This window comes from Nocardia sp. NPDC060259, from assembly GCF_042728775.1.
GTDB lineage: Bacteria > Actinomycetota > Actinomycetes > Mycobacteriales > Mycobacteriaceae > Nocardia.
Genome location: NZ_JBHXAY010000025.1, coordinates 1 through 18,901 on the forward strand (window position 1 = coordinate 1; position 18,901 = coordinate 18,901).

The 18,901-nt window shown below is 68.1% G+C and carries 14 protein-coding genes and 5 tRNA genes; 7 read left to right on the forward strand and 12 right to left on the reverse strand.

Going from position 1 to position 18,901, the window contains the following annotated elements:
* Both ACFWF2_RS12805 and ACFWF2_RS12810 read right to left on the reverse strand, forming a co-directional pair.
* On the reverse strand, positions 1 to 901 hold a 901-nt coding region (locus ACFWF2_RS12805), incomplete at its 3' end, for an acyl-ACP desaturase (protein WP_379307537.1).
* A gap of 229 nt (positions 902 to 1,130) precedes the next feature.
* Positions 1,131 to 1,724, reverse strand: a complete 594-nt coding sequence (locus ACFWF2_RS12810; protein ID WP_379307539.1) for a DUF937 domain-containing protein — start codon at positions 1,722 to 1,724, stop codon at positions 1,131 to 1,133.
* Positions 1,725 to 1,941: 217 nt separating this feature from the next.
* Here ACFWF2_RS12810 and ACFWF2_RS12815 point away from each other — a divergent pair, with 217 nt between their 5' ends.
* Complete coding sequence (locus tag ACFWF2_RS12815) at positions 1,942 to 4,989, forward strand: toll/interleukin-1 receptor domain-containing protein (protein ID WP_379307541.1); 3,048 nt, start codon at positions 1,942 to 1,944, stop codon at positions 4,987 to 4,989.
* A 186-nt stretch (positions 4,990 to 5,175) separates the two neighbouring features.
* Here ACFWF2_RS12815 and ACFWF2_RS12820 read toward each other — a convergent pair.
* Positions 5,176 to 5,251, reverse strand: a tRNA-Lys gene (locus ACFWF2_RS12820).
* A 796-nt stretch (positions 5,252 to 6,047) separates the two neighbouring features.
* On the opposite strand from ACFWF2_RS12820, the gene ACFWF2_RS12825 reads away from it, so the two are divergent.
* The 4 genes from ACFWF2_RS12825 to ACFWF2_RS12840 all read left to right on the forward strand — a co-directional run bounded on the left by ACFWF2_RS12825 (position 6,048) and on the right by ACFWF2_RS12840 (position 7,123).
* Positions 6,048 to 6,719: a TetR family transcriptional regulator gene (locus ACFWF2_RS12825; RefSeq protein ID WP_379307542.1), complete on the forward strand. Its 672-nt coding sequence runs from the start codon at positions 6,048 to 6,050 to the stop codon at positions 6,717 to 6,719.
* Positions 6,720 to 6,811: 92 nt separating this feature from the next.
* Positions 6,812 to 6,884 (forward strand) — tRNA-Glu (locus ACFWF2_RS12830).
* Positions 6,885 to 6,914: 30 nt separating this feature from the next.
* Positions 6,915 to 6,988: transfer RNA gene (locus tag ACFWF2_RS12835), tRNA-Asp, on the forward strand.
* 58 nt (positions 6,989 to 7,046) lie between these two features.
* Positions 7,047 to 7,123: transfer RNA gene (locus tag ACFWF2_RS12840), tRNA-Phe, on the forward strand.
* A 40-nt stretch (positions 7,124 to 7,163) separates the two neighbouring features.
* On the opposite strand, the gene ACFWF2_RS12845 is transcribed toward ACFWF2_RS12840, so the two are convergent.
* From ACFWF2_RS12845 to ACFWF2_RS12860, 4 genes are all read right to left on the reverse strand, one after another.
* On the reverse strand, positions 7,164 to 7,853 hold the full coding sequence (locus ACFWF2_RS12845) for a TetR/AcrR family transcriptional regulator (RefSeq protein WP_379307544.1): 690 nt from the start codon (positions 7,851 to 7,853) through the stop codon (positions 7,164 to 7,166).
* 50 nt (positions 7,854 to 7,903) lie between these two features.
* On the reverse strand, positions 7,904 to 8,887 hold the full coding sequence (locus ACFWF2_RS12850; RefSeq protein WP_379307546.1) for an NADPH:quinone oxidoreductase family protein: 984 nt from the start codon (positions 8,885 to 8,887) through the stop codon (positions 7,904 to 7,906).
* 104 nt (positions 8,888 to 8,991) lie between these two features.
* Positions 8,992 to 10,206, reverse strand: a complete 1,215-nt coding sequence (locus ACFWF2_RS12855) for an acyl-CoA dehydrogenase family protein (RefSeq protein WP_379307548.1) — start codon at positions 10,204 to 10,206, stop codon at positions 8,992 to 8,994.
* A 24-nt stretch (positions 10,207 to 10,230) separates the two neighbouring features.
* Positions 10,231 to 11,052, reverse strand: a complete 822-nt coding sequence (locus tag ACFWF2_RS12860) for an SDR family oxidoreductase (protein ID WP_379307550.1) — start codon at positions 11,050 to 11,052, stop codon at positions 10,231 to 10,233.
* A gap of 181 nt (positions 11,053 to 11,233) precedes the next feature.
* On the opposite strand from ACFWF2_RS12860, the gene ACFWF2_RS12865 reads away from it, so the two are divergent.
* Positions 11,234 to 12,088: a haloalkane dehalogenase gene (locus ACFWF2_RS12865; protein WP_379307552.1), complete on the forward strand. Its 855-nt coding sequence runs from the start codon at positions 11,234 to 11,236 to the stop codon at positions 12,086 to 12,088.
* Between the two features lie 25 nt (positions 12,089 to 12,113).
* Here ACFWF2_RS12865 and ACFWF2_RS12870 read toward each other — a convergent pair whose 3' ends face one another.
* Together ACFWF2_RS12870 and ACFWF2_RS12875 are read right to left on the reverse strand one after the other, a co-directional pair.
* On the reverse strand, positions 12,114 to 15,326 hold the full coding sequence (locus ACFWF2_RS12870; RefSeq protein WP_379307554.1) for a carboxyl transferase domain-containing protein: 3,213 nt from the start codon (positions 15,324 to 15,326) through the stop codon (positions 12,114 to 12,116).
* Positions 15,323 to 15,976, reverse strand: coding sequence for a TetR/AcrR family transcriptional regulator (locus ACFWF2_RS12875; protein WP_379307556.1), 654 nt, complete (start codon positions 15,974 to 15,976; stop codon positions 15,323 to 15,325). Before ACFWF2_RS12875 ends, ACFWF2_RS12870 begins: the two co-directional genes overlap by 4 nt.
* A 116-nt stretch (positions 15,977 to 16,092) precedes the next feature.
* Here ACFWF2_RS12875 and ACFWF2_RS12880 point away from each other — a divergent pair.
* Positions 16,093 to 16,166 (forward strand) — tRNA-Asp (locus ACFWF2_RS12880).
* A 63-nt stretch (positions 16,167 to 16,229) separates the two neighbouring features.
* On the opposite strand, the gene ACFWF2_RS12885 is transcribed toward ACFWF2_RS12880, so the two are convergent.
* The 3 genes from ACFWF2_RS12885 to ACFWF2_RS12895 are packed head-to-tail and all read right to left on the reverse strand — an operon-like array spanning position 16,230 to position 18,850.
* A complete protein-coding gene (locus tag ACFWF2_RS12885; protein ID WP_379307557.1) occupies positions 16,230 to 17,255 on the reverse strand; it encodes a hypothetical protein in 1,026 nt (341 codons plus the stop codon).
* Positions 17,256 to 17,264: 9 nt separating this feature from the next.
* Complete coding sequence (locus ACFWF2_RS12890; protein WP_379307559.1) at positions 17,265 to 18,533, reverse strand: hypothetical protein; 1,269 nt, start codon at positions 18,531 to 18,533, stop codon at positions 17,265 to 17,267.
* Positions 18,533 to 18,850, reverse strand: coding sequence for a hypothetical protein (locus ACFWF2_RS12895; protein ID WP_379307561.1), 318 nt, complete (start codon positions 18,848 to 18,850; stop codon positions 18,533 to 18,535). The genes ACFWF2_RS12890 and ACFWF2_RS12895 overlap by 1 nt, the downstream gene beginning before the upstream one ends.
* Positions 18,851 to 18,901 lie beyond the last annotated feature (51 nt).

Below are 18,901 nucleotides of genomic sequence, written 5' to 3' on the forward strand. Positions count from 1 at the left end.
GCTCCTCGAACTTGAGCACGTCCTGGCCCAGCTTGTCGAGGAACCCGGCCAGGCGCTCACGGGTGGCCTCACCGCGGGCGGTGAAGTCGGTGCGCTCGAAGATGTCCCACTTCTTGAGCACCGGCTGGACGACCTCTTCGAGGTGCTGACGCAGGTCGTAGATGCCGTGCTTGGCCATCAGGACGCCGTTGCGGCGGAAGTTCGGCATACCGGCGCCGGGCATCTGGAAGTTCTCGACGATGAGCGAGATGGCCTCGATCGCCTGGTCGGGCGACAGGTCGAGCGCCGCGCCGCAGAGGTTGCGGTAGAAGATCATGTGCAGGTTCTCGTCGGCGGCGACGCGCTGCAGCATGCGGTCGGCGATCGGGTCGTCGCACACCTTGCCGGTGTTGCGGTGACTCACGCGCGTGGCCAGCTCCTGGAAGGTCACGTAGGCGACCGAGTGCAGGAAGCCGGCGTCCACCTCGGTGGGCGAGGCGAAACCGTTGGTCATGTGGATCATGCGGGCGTTCTCGAGTGCCACCGGATCGACGCCGCGGGTGACCACCAGGTAGTCACGCATCACGATGCCGTGGCGGTTCTCCTCGGCGGTCCAGCGACCGACCCAGGTGCCCCAGGCGCCGTCCTGGGAGAAGTTCTCGGCGATCTCACGGTGGTAGGACGGCAGGTTGTCCTCGGTGAGCAGGTTGGTGATCATGGCCGCCTTGGCGACCTCATTGAGCTTGGACTGCTCAGGATCCCAGTCGATGCCGCCCAAGGCGGCGAAGTTGCGGCCCTCATCCCACGGGACGTAATCGTGCGGGTGCCATTCCTTGGCGAGCGACAGGTGCCGATTGACGTTTTCTTCGGCAACCGGCTCCAACTCTGTGAGCAGTTCGAGTTGAGTCAGATCCCTTGCCATGTAAAAACCCTTCGCTGTCGTGCTTACGGTCGAACGTCGCGATTCGGCCATACCTTACGGCACCGTAGGTGTGATGCGAAACGCAACTGAGCGGATTTCCGTCGAAGTTGAGCAACGCCACAACCTCGGCCGACGCCGTCTCGTCGTGCTGACGAGTCTAGGTGCTCGGCCCGCAGCGTAGGGTCTATCGCTACGGGCCGCGCGACGTTAGCCCCCGGTGGGAAAACTCTCAGAGCTTGCCGCCGAGCAGACCGCCGAGAATGCCGCCGAGCCCGCCGCCCGCGTTCTTCGACAGTGCCTCGCCGATCACACCGCCGAGCCCGCCGCTGTTGGTGCTGCCGCCGATGAGCCCGCCGAGCAGGTCGCCGAGACCGCCCCCCGAGGCCTGCGGCTGGGGCGCCTGCGCGGCCGCACCGCCACCGCCGGTGAGCTGCTTGGCGACGTAGGCGAGCACGATCGGCGCCAGGATCGGCAGCAGCTTGCCGATCAGGTCGTTGCCGCCGGTCCCGCCGGTCCCGCCGAGGGCGCTGATGACGGTGTTCTTCTCGTCACCGAAGACGTTGTCGACGATCTTCTCGCCGTCGGCCACGTCCACCTGCCGCAGATCGACCGCGCCGTCACCTTCGACGAGGCCGCCGTGGTTGTCGAGCGCACCGAGCAGCGATGCCGCGCCTCGAGGCTCGGCCGCGTTGGCCTGCAGGCCGCCGAGCAGCGTCGGCAGCGCGGCCTGGACGGCATTGGTCGCGGTCGCCTGGTCGACGCCGAGCTGGTCGGCGATCTGGGCGATCGGTACCTGGGAGAGCAAATCATCGAAAGAAGTCATCGGCTCCGCCTGTGTCGATGGGGTGCCCGGTAGCGCCCGGGTCACGCTCAGGGTAGGGGGCGTAGATGCCGGAACCGCGGGTTTCGGCGGCGTCTGCGCGCGGCGCGTCGCCACGTGACGATGGACCCGCGGGAACCGAGTAGCCGGGTACTCGTGATCCGAGCCCGCCGAGGGTGGACCGTCGAGAGGAACGGTCGTCCCGTGTTGGGAGAAGCCGATGAGTGAGTCGATGACGATCGCGCCGGAGCCGCCGCCCGGCGCCGCGCCGATCTTTGCCTACGACGCGTTCCTGTCGTACTCGCACGCCGACCGCGCGATCGCGGCAGGCATCCAGAAGGGCCTGCACCGCATCGGCCGCCGGATGGGTCACCTGCACGCGCTGCGGGTGTTCCGCGACGCGACCGACCTGACCGCGAGCCCCGATCTGTGGGGCAAGGTCACCGAGGCGATGGATCAGGCCCGGTACTGCATCGTGGTGCTGTCGCCGCACTCGGCCGTTTCGGAATGGGTCGACCGTGAGATCGACTACTGGCTGCGCACGCGAGGACCGGAACGTTTGTTGTTCGTCGTCGCGGGCGGAAAGTTGAAGTGGGATCGGCACACGCACTGCTTCGATCCGCAGCGATCGACCGTGGCGCTGCCGGTCCTGACCCAACCGGGGGTGCTGCCCACCGAACCGCTCTACGTCGATGTCACCGAGGACGCGCCGTGGGACCCGCGCGCCCCGTTGTTCCGGGAGAAGCTCACCGACCTGGCCGCTCTTATCCATGGCAAGCCGAAATACGAACTGGCGGGGGAGGATCTGCGTGAGCAACGCCGGTTCCGCCGTGTGCGCCGTGTCGCCGTCGCGAGTCTGGTGCTGCTCACCGTCCTCGCACTCGCGGCGGCCTTTGTTGCCGTCGACCGGCAGCGGGAAGCTGAGAGGCAGCGCAATCAGGCGATCGCGTTGCGGTTGGTCTCCGAGGCCGAAGCGATGGTGAGCGGTGCCAGGTCCCGCGATGACATCCGGGCGATCCAGCAGGTTCTCGCCGCTCAGAGAATCGGTCCAACCTTCGACGAGGGTGCGTTGCTGCGCACCCTGAATGCCGAAGCGGCGGTGGAGAAGATCGTCCAGACCGGCAAGCCGTACGGTCTCAATCCGTTTCTCGGTGATCCTGCCGCGGTAGCCGAGCACCTTCGCGCGCACGAGCTCGACTTCAGCATCGCCTTCAGCCCGGCAGGCGACCGTATCCTCACCACCGGCGCGGAGATGCGACTGTGGGACGCGGCGACCGGAGCCCGGATCGATCGGGTCTTCGAGCCACAGCCGCAGGCCTTGCGCGCGGTATTCAGTCCGGACGGCCGCCACATCGCCGCGACCACCCGGGACAACTCGGTCCAAATTTGGGACACCGCCACAGGCAAGTCCTCCGCGCCGCCGCTCACGGGTTACCGGGATGGCGTCACCACCGTCGCTTTCGCACCGGACGGCCGGTCGGTGGCGGCCGGCGGCTGGGACGGCACGATCCGGTGGTGGGACGTCGCCAGCGGTCGTGCAGAGGTGTTCACCGGCCACGACTATGCGGTGCGCTCGGTGGCGTTCAGTCCGGACGGGCGGCACATCGTCTCTGGTGGCGACGACATGGCCGTGCGAATCTGGAACGTCGAATCCCCCACGGACCCACCCGAGACTCTGCGACGGCACAGCGATTCCGTGATGACCGTCGCGTGGAGCCCCGACGGCCGGCGTATCGCGTCCGGCAGTTACGGTTCGGCCAAGGCGGCAGATCTGGAACCCGAGTTCTTCGGTACGGCGCTACTGCTCTGGGACGCCGACACGCGCCAACCCGTGGGTAAACCGCTCGTCGGGCACGAGGGGGTTGTCAATTCCGTCGCTTTCAGTCCAGACAGCACCAGGTTGGCCTCTGGGGCGTCCGATAACACGGTGCGACTGTGGAACGCAGGCACCGGCAGCGCGGAAGGGGCGCCGCTGGCAGGGCACGCTGGGTGGGTCATGGGCGTCGTGTTCAGCCCCGACGGCCGCCGCCTCGCCTCCACCGCTTGGGACGGGACGCTACGCGTCTGGGATGTCGGCCGGTCCGGTTCGCTCGGTGCGCCCTGGCCGTCGGACCCCGGTTCGCCCACGGCGGGCCGAGGCCGGGTGCTGACGGTCGAGGACGATGGACGGCGGCTCGTCGAGCAGGACAGCGCGACCGCATCGGTCTGGATCGTCGACTCGCAGACCGGCCGCACCATCGGGCCCTTGGCCGACTACCCCGACGACTCCGACTACCCTGACGGCGCCGGCGCCCAAGCGGCGATCAGCGAGGACGGCAGTCGTGTTGCTGTCGCAGGCCCAGACAAGTCGGTCGCCTTCTACGACACCGAGACAGGCATGCAGGTCGGCCGTCCGCTGACCGGATTCGGTGAGCCGGTAGGCGCGCTGGACTTCGGTGCTCGCGGCACCCGCCTGGCCACCGTCACCACCGGAAACGTAGTGCAGCTGTGGAACACCGAAACCGCTGCACCAGTAGGCGGCCCGTTCGAAGGATTGCCCGATGCCAACGGGATCGGGCTCAGCCCGGACGGCCGCTATCTCGCCGCTGTCGACAACGAGGCCATACGACTGTGGAACACCGAAACCGGCACACCGATCGGCGGCCCGATGACCGGACCAATCGCCACCAGCTTCAGCACCCTCGAATTCGACGCCGCCGGAACACGCCTGCTCACACACAGCGATTCGGTACGGCTGTGGGACGTGCGCACCGGTGCCATGGTCAAGGAAATTGATGAGTTCGTCTGGTCGGTGGCGATGGCTCCTGACGGTTCCATGTTCGTGACCGGCGACGACACCACCCTGCGCCGGTGGGACATGCGTACCGGTGAGCAGCTCGGGCCCCCGATGGAAGGGCACACCGAGATGGTGCACGGTTTGGCGATCAGCGCCGACAGCCGCTACATCGTCTCCGGTTCCAGCGACCAGACCCTGCGCTTCTGGGACCTGGCCGATGGCCGCGCCGTCGGCGAGCCGTTGGACGGGTCACCGGGCTCGATCGATGACGTCTGGATCAGTGCGGACAGCACGAGCGTCCGAACCAGCTATTCGGGCTTCGACAACAACTCCGGCATGTGGACGTGGCCCGGCCCAGCCGCATGGACAGAGCTGCTGTGCGACAAGCTGACCTTCGAAATGAGCCGCCAGCAGTGGTCGGACTGGGTTTCCCCCGACCTGGAGTACCGCCCCAGCTGCCCCGGCCTCCCGCCTCATCCCGACGACCGCTGAATCGGCTCGAGCGTGGCGGGAATCACAGTAATCCGCCGTGCTGGGGAACCGCAGATCAGGGGCGTAGGGACGGGAATCATCAGGACCTGGACGGCTTCGGGGAGTGTAGTCGGTAGCTTGGTCGGAGCCTCAAGTCCTACTCGATGACCCAGCTAGGTTATAACCGCAGGTCAGGCTGGTAAATCGTGGTGCCCCCTGTAGGACTCGAACCTACGACCTAGTGATTAAAAGTCACCAGCTCTACCAACTGAGCTAAAGGGGCGCGGAGGGGAGTCTAGCGGACACCCCGTCGTCGGGCCGAATACCGGCCCCCAGCTCCGTCGCGGAGCCCGATCAACCCTGGTGGACGCCGGTAACGAAGCGCCCGCAACCGACGATTCCCGGGTAAACAACTGGTACCCACCACCGTTCGCACTTCAGGTCTCGGCATGGTATCGAATACTGTTGTCACGCAACAGTTTTCGATGAGCAGGGGATACGTGGTCGAACAGGTGGTCCGGTGTGGACGCGGGTCTCGCGACCGCCGGGCGAACAGCAGGGGGTTCGCCCGAAGGTCGTGGGCCTGGTCAACCGGGCTGTGCGCCTACGGAATTCATAGCCGACGAAACCATTTCGGTTGCGCCTCGTTTGCTGATCTGGATAACCGAACCGGATGTTCGGATGGGTGTTCCATTTGCCGCGTGTCGGCTCGCGAATGCGGGTACGGTGATCGCCTGGTGAATTTCGAAACAATCACCGGTGCTGCGTTGTTCGGCGCGCCGGTGCCGGTTGTGGTGTCGAGGAATTCATCGAGGGTTCGAAGTGCCGGGGTAATCGTGAAGGGTGCGCGAATCTTCGGCAAAGGGGCAATCGTTACCGCAGGAGGAGGCGGTTCTCACAGGTAGTTGAGCCCGAGTGTGCACCCCCTGCGGCGCACCCGGGCGGGCGAACTATACCAGCCGGCGGGGTACCGGCTTTTCTGCGAGATTTCATACCAAAAGTTTGTATTAAAACCACTATTCGCGTCAACGGTCGGTTATTGATCGATGGCGGTGAGAAGGTTCGGAGGCGTTTCGAGCATGGCACGGCAGCAAGAGCGGGCCCGCCGGACACGCGCGGCGATAATCAAGTCCGCGGCCGTCGAGTTCGGGAAGAGCGGATATGCCGCGGCATCGCTCAACCGCATTCTGGAAGGTTCGCGCGCGACCAAGGGCGCGATGTACTTCCACTTCGACTCCAAGGAAGATCTGGCGCGCGCGGTGCTCGAGACCGCGGTCGAGCGCTACCGCATCTGCGCGGAACGCTGGCTGGGCCGCGCCGACCTCGGCCCGCTCGACCTGCTGCACGGGATGGTCGACGAGATCGCGCTGCGGCTCGAGCACGACACCATCGTGCAGGCCGAGTACCGGCTCGTGATCGAGCCCGACTTCCATCGCGACGCGGGCAACGGCGGCGGACGGATCGTCGGCCGCGCCACCAGGGTCCTCGCGGTGCGCGCGATCGACGACGGCCAGCTGCGCGCCGACGCCGACCCCGACCGCTTCACCCGCACCCTCGCCGCGGCCCTGGCCGGCCAGCGCTATCTGGTCGATCCGATCGCCAGCGGTTCGGCCGCGGACCTGCGTGCCCGGTTCGCCGAGGTGCTGGAGGTTATTGTCGAAGCGATGGCAACCCCGGTGTGGATCCAGAGCTTCCGCAGCGACGGGTGGCGCGCACAAGCACGCCTCGATGACCTCGGTTTGGGCGCCTGACCAGGCGATTTGGAAGTCTGCGCACACCTGTCATAAGCTATGCGAGCTCCCAACGGAAACGTTGAAAGCCGGTCCGGAGAGATCCGGGACGAGCCCCCTTCGTCTAGCGGCCTAGGACGCCGCCCTTTCAAGGCGGTAGCGCGGGTTCGAATCCCGTAGGGGGTACAGTCTCCGGACTGTGTAGCAGTACAGCAAGGCCCTGTGGCGCAGTTGGTTAGCGCGCCGCCCTGTCACGGCGGAGGTCGCGGGTTCGAGTCCCGTCAGGGTCGCAAGTAAGCGCCGGAGTGATCCGGCGCTTCGCGTATGGCATTCAGTACGGGTGCCTGCGGCCAGGTAGCTCAGTTGGTACGAGCGTCCGCCTGAAAAGCGGAAGGTCGCCGGTTCGATCCCGGCCCTGGCCACCACAAATCCCCTCACCAGTACCTGGTAGAGGGGATTTTTGCGTCAGTGGGTGGTGGGCATGCGCAGGGCGTTCACCCATAGGCGGGTCACGGTGTAGACGAGGTCTTCCATCGGGCGGGCTTCGCCGTCGAGGTGGCCGTCGCCGATCACGAAGTAGTTGAAGGCGAGGCGGCTGACCATGCCTGACAGCGCTCGCGAGGTGAGCATCGGGTCCAGCTCCGGGTCGGCGAGACCGCGTTCTTGGAGGTTCGCGATGCTGCGGGCGTTGCGGTGGATGAAGGCGTCGGCGCGATCCTGGCGTAGCTTGCTGAATTCGGGGTCGATATTGGCGACCTGTTCGAGCAGGCCCATCAGCTTGGCGTTGCGCTTGTAGGCCTCGAAGTAGGCCCGATTGCTCGCCTCGACGATGGACGCGGGGTCGTCGTCACCGGCCACATGCTGCATGCCGGGATGCAGCATGTCTTCCTGGGCGTGTTCGAGGATCGCCGCGAAGATCTCTTCCTTGCCCGCGAAATAGGTGTAGAAGGTGCCCGAGGAGCAGTTGGCTTCCTGGGTGATGTCGACCAGCCTGGTGTCGAGGTAACCGAGCCGCTCGAATACCTTGCGGCCCGCGTCGATCAGGGCTGAACGCGTCCGCAGGCCGCGCGGGGTGGCGGGCAGCTCGCGCAACAGCGAAGTGCGCGCCATCGAGGGCAGCGCGCCTTCGCCGTCGGTGTCCGCGGGTCGATCCATGCTGTATTTATAGCGCGCGGCCTGGTCAGCGGCGCCCGGCGAGTCGCTGCTCAGGGCTGGAAGACGACTCGGCCGACCGTGCTGCCGTCGCCGAGCCTGCCGAGACCGTCGGGGACATCGGCCAGCGAAAGGCGTTCGCTGATCAGCGGTTTCAGTTGACCCGCCGCGGCGAGCCGGGTCAGTTCGGCATGGCAATCGCGGATGGCCTGCTGGTTGTACTGCTTGTACAACCCCCAGTGCAGGCCGATGATCGAGTAGTTCTTGATCAGCGCGTGGTTGAGCGCGGGCTGCGGGATGGTGCCGCCCGCGAATCCGATCACCAGGATGCGGCCCTCGAACGCGATGCACTTGGTCGACTTGGCGTAAGCGTCGCCGCCGACCGGGTCGTAGATCACGTCGGCGCCGCGTCCGCCGGTGAACTCCTTGACGATCGGCACGAAGTCCTCCGTGTGCCGGTCGATGACGAGGTCGGCCCCGAGCTTGCGGCAGTACTCGGCCTTGTCCGGCCCGCCGACCACACCGATCACCCTCGCGCCTGCGGCCTTGCCCAGCTGCACGGCGGTGCTGCCGACGCCACCGGCCGCCGCGTGCACGAGCAGGGTCTCGCCTGCCCGCAGCTGGGTCCGCCGATGCAGGGCGAACCAGCTGGTCTGATAGCCGATGCACAGGGCGGCCGCCTCGGCGTCGTCGAGCGAGTCGGGCGCGGGGAAGACATTCTCCGCGTCCAGCACCGCCAATTCGGCGAACGCACCGCCGGGCAGTGTCGTGGTGCCGACGACGCGATCACCGAGAGCGAACCCGGCGACACCGTCACCGACCGCGACCACCGAGCCGCACAGCTCGACTCCCGGGGTGAACGGCAGCGGCGGCTTCACCTGGTACTGCCCACGGCACAGCAGCACATCCGGGAAGTTGGCCGGCGCCGCGAGCACCCGCACGAGCACCTGCCCCGGCCCGGCGACGGGATCTTCGATGTCGTCGATCCGCAGCACGTCCCGTGGTTCACCGAGCTCGCCGACCTGCCATGCCTTCATGCTGAAATCCCTTCGCTAGATGCCTGCGTCGTCGGCGACGTCGCAGGCCAGACGCACCACGGCGTCGATTCGTTCGATGGTCGGCGTGCCCGCCGCGGCTTTGTTCACTCCTTGCCGCGGTACTTGCCCAGTTCCTGGCGCGCGATGGCGCGCTTGTGCACCTCGTCGGGGCCGTCGGCCAGGCGCAGCGTGCGCAGCCCGGCCCAGGCCGCCGCGAGCGGGAAGTCGTCGGTGACGCCACCCGCGCCGTGCACCTGGATCGCGCGGTCGAGGACCTTGAGCGCGATGGTCGGCGCGGCGACCTTGATCGCGGCGATCTCGGTGCGCGCCGCCTTGTTGCCGACGGTGTCCATCAGGTGCGCGGCCTTGAGCGTGAGCAGCCGGATCATCTCGATCTCGATGCGCGACTCGGCGATCCAGTCCTGGATATTGGCGTTCTCGGCGATCGGCTTGCCGAAGGTGACTCGCGACTGCGCCCGCTTGCACATCATCTCCAGCGCGCGTTCGGCCATGCCGATACTGCGCATGCAGTGGTGGATGCGGCCGGGTCCGAGCCGGGCCTGGCTGATCGCGAAGCCTTCGCCCTCACCCTTGAGCACGTCGGTCGCGGGCACCCGCACATCGGCGAAGTCGATCTCGGCGTGGCCTTCGCGTTCCTGGTAGCCGAACACGGGCAGCCCGCGCAGGATCGTCACGCCGGGCGCGTCGATCGGGACGACCATCATGGACTGCTGCCGGTGCGGCGCGGCCTGCGGATCGGTCTTGCCCATCACGATCAGCACCCGGCAGTTCGGGTGCAAGGCATTGGTGGCGAACCACTTTCGCCCGTTGAGCACGTATTCGTCGCCGTCGCGCACCATCGACAGTTCGACATTGGTGGCGTCGGAGCTGGCCACACCCGGTTCGGTCATCGCGAACGCCGAGGCCATGGTGCCGTCGAGCAGCGGTTCGAGGTACTTCTTCTTGTGCTCCTCGGTGCCGAACAGCTCGAGCACCTCCATGTTCCCGGTGTCGGGGGCATTGCAGTTGCAGGCCTCCGACGCGAGATGGCTGCGGCCCATGATCTCGGCCAGCGGCGCGTATTCGAGATTGGTCAGGCCGGGGCCGCGACCGGGATGCGGGTGGAAGAGGTTCCACAGGCCGCGCCGCTTGGCCTCGGCCTTGAGCTCTTCGAGGATCGGCGGCTGGAAGTGCGGGTTGCCCGAGGCACGCATCTGCTCGTCGTAGACGGCTTCGGCCGGATAGACGTGCGAGTCCATGAAATCGAGCAGGTCGGCGCGGTACTTCTCGGCGCGGTCGGACAGATCGAACAGCGACATGGGTACTCCAGGGAGTCGAGGGTGTCAGCGGGTTTCGGCCAGCAGGGCGGCCTGGTAGCGGCGCATCCCGCGCAGCCAGCGGTCGTAGTCGGCGCCCTTGTTGCGGTACATCTCCAGCACCTGCGGATGCGGCAGGATCAGGAACTGCTCGGCCGCGATGGACTCGAGCACGATCTCGGCCACCTCGGCGGGTTCGAGGACTTCGCCCGCGCCGACGACAGCGCGCGTGGCGGCGGCCCCGAGCGGGTCACCGGAGTCCCTGCCCTCGTAGAGCAGCGCGGTATTCACGCCCATCGGGCACAGGCAGCTGACCCCAACGCCCTGGTCGCCGTAGGTGACGCTCAGCCATTCGGCGAACCCGACCGCGGCGTGCTTGCTCACCGAGTACGTGGCCGACCCGATCTGGGTGAGCAGACCCGCGGCCGAGGCGGTGCTCACGAAGTAGCCTTCGCCCCGCTCGAGCCACTGCGGGACGAGGATCCGCGCGGCGCGGATGTGGGCGCGCAGATTCACCGCGAGCGATTGATCCCACGCGCGCTCGTCGACGTCGAGTCCGGGCGCCCCGGTGATGCCCGCGTTCGCGAAATACAGGTCGACCGGCCCGAACTCCCGCTCCGCGAGCGCGATCAACGCGTGGATGTCGGCGGTGTCCGCGGCATCGGCGCCGCTGCCGACGGTCGCGCCGGGGTGCTCGGCATTGATCCGCGCCGACACCGCCAGCGCGGCCGTCTCGTCGATATCGGAGACAACGACCCGGGCCCCGGCGGCGGCCAGCGCCGTAGCCAGGGCGGCCCCGATGCCCGCCCCGCCGCCGGTAACGACAGCCACTTTCTGCGCAACTCGCACGTGCGTTCCTTCGATTATCGGGAGCGACCGTGTCCCGGCCGCTCATCTCGGTCGACTCGAACCTATTAGAAGTTGACGTCAACTTCAAGTACGTACCAAGGCGGTTTCGTTGCCTGGACAAAGACGACATCGCCCGGCTACAGTCGGTCAGTCAGTCAACTAACTAATGACGGGAGTAGCAGTGCCCGACACCTCTGTCCTCGACTCGACCATCCATCACCGCGAGACCGGAACCGGCGAACCGATCGTGTTCCTGCACGGGAACCCGACCTCGTCGTACCTGTGGCGCAATGTCCTGCCCGCTGTCGGCCCCGGCCGGCTGCTCGCCCCTGACCTGATCGGCATGGGCGACTCGGGCAAGCCGCCGATCGACTACACCTTCGCCGACCACGCGCGGTACCTGGATGCCTGGTTCGACGCGATGAGGTTGGATCGCGTCGTGCTGGTCGGCCACGATTGGGGCGGCGCGCTCGCCTTCGACTGGGCGGCCCGTCATCCGAACCGGGTACACGGGGTCGCGTTCACCGAGACCATCGTCAAACCGATGAGCTGGGACGAGTTCCCCGAGGCCGGCCGAGACCTGTGGCGCGCCATCCGCACCGACGGCGTCGGCGAGTCCATGTTCCTGGACGACTCGTTCGTCGAGGACGGGCTACGGGCGATTTCGAACCGACTCGACCCTGCCGACCTCGAGGTATACCAGCGGCCGTACCCGACGCGGGAAAGCCGGGTTCCGCTGCTGCGCTTGGCACGTTCGATGCCGCTGGACGGGACACCGAACGACGTCGTCGCACGCGCCGAAGCGTACGACGAATGGCTGGCGTCGAGCCCGGACGTACCGAAGCTCATGGTGAACTTCACGCCGGCGTACGGGACGATGACCGAACCCGCCGTCATCGACTGGTGCGCGAAAACCATCCCCAACCTGCATATCCAGAGCTACGACGAGGTGGCGGGCCACCACACCCCCGAGGACCAGCCGGAGCTGCTCGCCGCCGCCATCTCCGACTGGCTGGACCGCAACAACCTGCGCTGATCTCATGGCGCGACCGAGGCCGCCGCTAGTCGGCCAGTGTGGCGATCCACGCGCGGGTGTCGGCGGGGTCGATGACGTCGTCGAGTTCGAAGCAGGTGGCCGCGGTCAGCGCCTTGCCCTGCTGGTAGGCGAGGGTGAGCAGTTGCTGGAACAGGGTCTCGCGTTCGGCCGGGTCCGCCGCGGCGGCGAGCTCTTTGCGGAAGCCCAGGCGCACCGCGCCTTCCAGCCCCATCGGCCCGATCTCGCCGGTCGGCCAGGCGACGGTGAAGTGCGGCGCGCGAAAGTGCCCGGCCGCCATCGCCATTGCGCCGAGGCCGTAACCCTTGCGCAGGATGATCATGCCGAACGGCACGCTCAGCTGGGCGCCGAGCACGAACAGGTCGCTGAACCGGCGGACCGTGGCCGTCTTCTCCGCGTCGGGCCCGACCATGAATCCTGGTGTGTCGCACAGGGAGACGATCGGCAGCCCGAATGACTGGCACAGCCGCAGGAAGTCGCCCATCTTGTCGGCGGCTTCGGCGTCGATCGCGCCGCCGAGGTGATGACTGCTGTTGGCGACCAGGCCGAACGGCACGCCGTCGACCCTGACCAGCGCGGTGACGATGCCGACTCCGTAGTCGGCCCGCAACTCGAGTACCGAGCCGACGTCGACGATCGCCTCGATCGCGCGATGAATGTCGTAGGCGCGCAGCCGATTCTCCGGCACCACGTGCCTGGCCAGCCGGGGATCGGGCGCCTCGTAGTCCGCGACCGGCCCCTGGAAGTAGCCCAGGTACTGCTTGGCCAGAGCCACCGCGTGCGCCTCGTCCCGGGCGACCAGGTCGACGACGCCGTTGCGCCGCTGCACATCGATCGGCCCGACGTCCTCGGGGCGGTAGACCCCGAGCCCGCCACCCTCGATCATCGCCGGACCGCCCATGCCGATATTGGCGTCCGGCGTCGCGATGATCACGTCGCAGACCCCGGCCAGGGCGGCGTTCCCGGCGAAGCAGCGGCCCGACACGATCGTCACCAGCGGAACCTGTCCGCGCAGCGCGGCGAGCGCGCGGAAGGTCGGCACGTCCAGGCCCATCCCGGTCACGTCGGTGTCGCCGGGCCTGCCGCCGCCGCCCTCGGCGAACAGCACCACCGGCACCCGCTTGCGGGCGGCCAGTTCGAAGGCGCGGTCGGTCTTGGCGTGATTGTTCTTGCCCTGGGTGCCCGCGAGCACGGTGTAGTCGTAGGAGACCACCACGGCTTCGGCGGCCGCCTTGCCGAAGCGGTCGGCGCCGATGGTGGCCAGGCCGGTGACGAGGCCGTCGGCGGGGGTGTTGGCGATCAGGTCCGCTTCGGTGCGCCTGCTGCGCTGCGCGGCGACGGCCAGTGCGCCGTACTCGACGAAGCTGCCCGCGTCGACGAGGTCAGCGATGTTCTCCCGCGCGGTGCGGCGGCCGAGCCCGTGCCGCTTGGCGACGACTTCGGGGCGGGATTCATCCAGCGTGACGAGGTGACGCGCGCGGATCTCGTCGACATCGGCGCGGTCGCGGTCGGGATCCAGGTCGGCCTGCACTCCGCCGGTGGTGTCGGCGCCGGTGCGGGTGATGATCACGAGCGGATCGCCCGGCGCGACGACCTGCCCCGGGCGTACCAGGACGCGGATGGTCCTGGCGGCATCCGGCGCGGTGAGCACGTGCTGCATCTTCATCGCCTCGAGCACGACCAGCTGCCCGCCCCCGCCGATCTCGACGCCTTCGTCGGCGACCTCGACCACGGTGCCTGCCAGTTGCGCACGGACCGCTTCCTGTCCCGGATACAGCTCGACGGTGGCAACCGCGACCTCGGGTTGTCCCGCCTCGGCGGCCGCGACCAGCGCTGGCAGGTTTTCGCCGAGGTAGGCGGTGGTGACGATGCCCGTCTGGAAATGGCTGTCGGCGAGCACTTCCCGCAGGAACCCGATGTTCGTGCGGAGACCGTCGACGGCGAATTCCGCCAGCGCGGTCCCGGCCTTGCGGGCGGCGGAGGGGAAGGAGTTCCCGCGGGTGCGGATGATCACCTTGGCCAGCAACGAGTCGTAGCGCGGGCTCAGGGTGAGTCCGGGACGGCCGAAGGTGTCGACTCGCACGCCGGGACCGGTGGGCGGCGCGAAGGCGGTCAGGGTGCCTGCGGTCGGGATGGTCGATCCGTCGGCGGCCATCGTCTCCATATTCACCCTGGCCTGGATCGCTATACCGTCGGCTTTGGCGGGCTCGCCGGTGGATTGCCGTCCGTCGGAGGTGATTCCGGGTGGCAGGCCGAGCCCGTCGAAGGTCTCACCTTGGGCGATCGCCAGCTGCACGGCGACCAAGTCGACGCCGGTCACCTCCTCGGTGATGGTGTGCTCAACCTGGATCCGCGGGTTGACCTCCAGGAAGACGAATTCCTCACCGGAGACCAGGAATTCGACGGTGGCGAGCCCGCGATAGCCGACCCGCGCGCACAGACGGGCCGCCGCCTCGTGCAGCTCACGGCGAAGTGTGTCCGAAAGACCCTGGGCGGGAGCGATTTCGATCAGCTTCTGATGCCTGCGCTGCACACTGCAATCCCGATCGCCGAGCGCGAGAGCCGTGGTGCCGTTTGCGCCGAGTGCCGCGACAACCTGCACCTCGATATGCCGGGCGTTCTCCATCAACGCCTCGGCGAACACCGCCGGATTGCCGAAACCGAGCTGGGCCTCGGCGGCGCACTGCCGGTAGGCGTCGTCGATCTGCTCGCTCGTCCGCACCACCCGCATGCCGCGCCCGCCACCACCGGCCAGTGCCTTGATCATGATCGGGCCCGATTGCGCGCCGAAGAATGCCTTGACCTCGGCGACTTCGCTTGAGCCCTCGGTCGCGGGCAGGACGGGCACGCCCGCGGCGACGGCGGTCCTGCGGGCCGAGGACTTGTCGCCGAACAGATCGAGCACAGCCGGGTCCGGGCCGATGAACGTGCACCCCGCGGCCGCGCACGCCCTGGCGAATTCGGCGTTCTCGCTGAGGAATCCGTAGCCGGGATGGATGAATTCGGCGCCCGATTCCTTGGCGGCGGCCAGGATCGCGGCGTGGTCGAGATAGGGCGCCGGCCCTGCGCCCGCCAACCCGATCGCCTCGTCCGCCGCGTGCACATTCGGGTTGTCCGCGTTGTCCTCGGCGTAGACCGCGACGGTGCTCGCACCGAGTTCGGTAGCGGTGCGGATGATGCGCAGGGCGATCTCGCCGCGGTTGGCGATCAGCAGTTTCACCGGGTGTCCTTGTCGTGCGCGGCCGGGGTGAAGCCGATCAGTCGCTCGGCGATGGCGATGTGGTCGGTGATGAACCGTTCACGCTGGTCAGGGCCCGCACCGGCGAGCCGGGAGGCGCCGGCCAGCAGTGCGTCGGACAGGGTCTCGACGACCCGCGACAGTGGCGCGCACGGGTCGATCCCGCCGCGCGCGTCGACCCGTTCGAGAAACGTGGTGAACCGCTTGCGCAGCCGGGTGCGCACCTGCGACCATTCCGCGCCGATCGCCGGATCGATCCCGGCGCGGTGCTCGATCAGCGCGACCAGTGCCCCGTTGGCGAACACCGCCTCCGCGAAAGCCTTTGTGGTAGCCCCGATTACCTCGGCGGGCTCGGTGACCTCGATGTCCACCACGAGCTGCGCGGCAAGGAACTGTGCGCACACCCGCTCGGTGATCGCCCCGAACACCTCGTCCTTCGAGGAGAAGTACGCGTAGAACGTCGCCCGGGAGACCCGCGCCCGCGTGGTGATCGTCTCCACCGAGGTCTGGTCGTACCCGAACTCCGCGAAGCATCGCCCCGCCGCGTCGAGCAGTTCGCCCCGCCGCGGCCCGGCACTGTCCTTGCGCGCCGACCGCGCCCGCTCCTGGGCCGCACTTGTGGTCACCGTCACAAGTGTTGTTGACGTTGACGTCAATGTCAATGGCGGATTCATCGTCCCACCTGCTCGGTTAACGCCCGAGAGCGCTACCGGGGTACAGTCGCTCCCGCGATGTAGCGATACATCACGGCCCTGTGGCGCAGTTGGTTAGCGCGCCGCCCTGTCACGGCGGAGGTCGCGGGTTCGAGTCCCGTCAGGGTCGCAAGAAATCCCCGCACCGGTTCCGGTGCGGGGATTCTGCGTTTCGGGGTGTGCTCAGCGCATGTTATCGACGGTGGTCGATGCTGGTGATGCGGTAGCGGCCAGGGGCGACCTCCGCGGTGCGCATCGTCTGCTGGATCTTCTCGATGGCCGCGTCGCCGGGCCATTGCTGCTGGACGGTGACGTTCCAGAGCGTCGGATCGGTGGAGTCGGCGCGGGTGATGTGGATGCAGTACTTGACGCCGGTCGGGAAGGTGGAAATGCCTGCGGCGAGGGCGGATTCGTCGCCGACATGAGCGTCGTCGGTGACGTAGGTGCGGGCCTTGGCGGCATCGCGGTCCACGTAGTAGCTGTATTCGAAGCCGAGGATCGCGCCTTGGGGAGTGGCGGTGTCGCCGCGCTCGGCGCTGATGGTGATGGATTGGCTGCGGAAGGATTCGCAGCCTGCCACCGCGTGCGCCGGCAGCGGGGGAACGGTGGTTGCTGTTGTCGGCGAACCGGGTACGGCCGCCTGCGTCGCCGCCACCGGCTTGTCGTCGGAGCCGAGGAAGATATTGGCCGCCAGGCCGACCGCGACGACGAAGACCAGCGCGCCGACGATCCCCTTTACCGCCGCAGCGGCTTTGGTGCGACCGTGCGGATCGTCGTAGCGCTCGTCGTCGTATTTCTTGCGTGGCCTGCGCGCGATCGGCCCACCGCCACCGAAGTCCTTGAGGCGCGGCAGGACGGGCATCTCGACGCGGTCGCCGCTCTGCTCGGTCGCGGTGGTGGTGGCCCAGTCGTTCCAGTCGACATCGTCACCGCGGCGCGGTGTCTCGTCGACGGGGGCCTCGTCGGTCCAGTCGTTCCAGTCGCCGGTGAACCCGTCCTCGTCGGCGGGCGTGCGGTAGATCGGCTCGGTCTGGGCGTTCGCGAGGTGGCCGGCGGCGTCGTCGTAGAGTTCCGGCTCCGGCGGCGGCCACGTCTCCGGGTTGGTGCCGATGGTCTGCGGCTCGGCTTCGCGCCTGCGCCGACGTCGCCGTTTGCCCTGCGGGCGACGGCGTGCCGGATCCTCCGGTGACGAGAAATAGGCCCCGAACGGATTGTCCATCCGGACGCCTTACGCCGGCGCCGGGACGACTCCCGGCTGCCCGTGCCTCGGTGCGGCCGACGGTTTTTCGGTCTCCTGATCCTGTTGCGGACGCGCGGACGGCGGAATCACCCCGCTCTGGACCGGCTGCTGCGCGGGCGCTGGAGCGGGCGTACTCGGCGTGCTCGCCGGAGCCTGCTGCTGTGGCTGTTCCACGGCGGGCGCCTGGCTCGCCGGGGCCGGTGACGCGGGCTTGTTGCCGTTGTTGTTCGCGGGTTCCGGCTTGGCGGCGGTGTCGCCGTTGCCGAGCCCGGCGAACAGCCCGCCCGAGTTGCCGCCGCCGTTGGTGGACGGTGTGGTTGGCGACGGTGTCGTCGTGGCCGGGCTGGTCGCCGTGCCCTCGGTCCCGGTGACATTCGCGGCGAGGGTATCGATCCCGGTGGTCGCCAGCTCGGCGCCCTTGTCGATGCCGTGCATCGCGACCTCGGCGATCTTGTCGATCAGGTGCGTGCCGAAGGTGACGCCCGCATCGATCGCCGCGGTGCCGAGGGCGACGCCACCGTCGATCAGCGCCTCCTGCAACGCGATCTGCGCCGCCGTCGCCGGATCGGTCGTCGTGGTGTCGGTGTCGGTGTCGATCGTGTCCGTCGACGTGCCGCCGGTGCCGAGTACATACACGCCCGGTGCCACCTCGGTCGCGCCCTGCGGCACGGTCACGCCGTTGGTCCCGCCCAGATCGGAGGTCAGCTCCTTGGTGTTGCGGGTGTACTGGTCCATCTCGGTGCTCGCGCTCCCGACGACGCCGACCGCCTCCTGGATCGCCTCCTCCGCGAGTTCGACGATCGCGTCCAGGTTGTTGCCGTTCACCGCGGGTGCGGCGGCTTTCGCCTTGGCGCGGAAGTCGGCGATGATCGCGTCGACCTTGGCCGCCGCGGTCGCCTGGGTCGAATGCGCCTGTCCGAGCAGGGTGCTCAGTTTCTGGCCACGGTCAGCGGCCGCCGAGACCTCGGTCGCGGTCTGGCGCAACGCGGGCGTGGCGGGAGCCGCGGTCTCGGTCGACTCCAGTGCGTACAGGCCGAGCCGGTGCGGGTCCTCGGTGGCGGTGGTGGCGTCGCTCGCCGAGGTCAGCGCGGCCACCACATCGGCATCGGGGTCGGCGGAGGTGTTGGAGCCCAGCGATTTCCGCAGCTCCAGCAACGGCACCTCCAGCAGCGCGACCACCGGCGCGATCCTGGCTTCGGCCTCGGCCGGGGTGATCGTGCTCAGCGTGGTCTCGGTGACCAGGGATTTCGTGGCCATCACGCCACCTCGCTCTCGGTCGCGCGCAGGTCGCCCGCCAGCCCGGTATCGATCCCGGTGACGTCGGCGCCGAAGCGATTCAAAATGTCCTGATACGCGGTGACCAGATTCCCCGCGGTACTCAACGTCGACGCGTGCGCGCCCGCGGCCTCCGTCCACGCGGCGGCGAACTCCCGCCCGAGCACCCCGAGCCCGGACAGATCCACCCCCGCCGCAGTAGTGGTATTGGTAGCCGCTTCACCAAGTAGATCCGCGACCCGAGCTGCGGCGCGCTGGTACGCGTCGAGCGCTGACGGGTCGAATGACATTTCCGCCACGATGTCTTCCCCTTCACGATCGCGGGTGCTCGTCGGGCACTCCCGGCACGA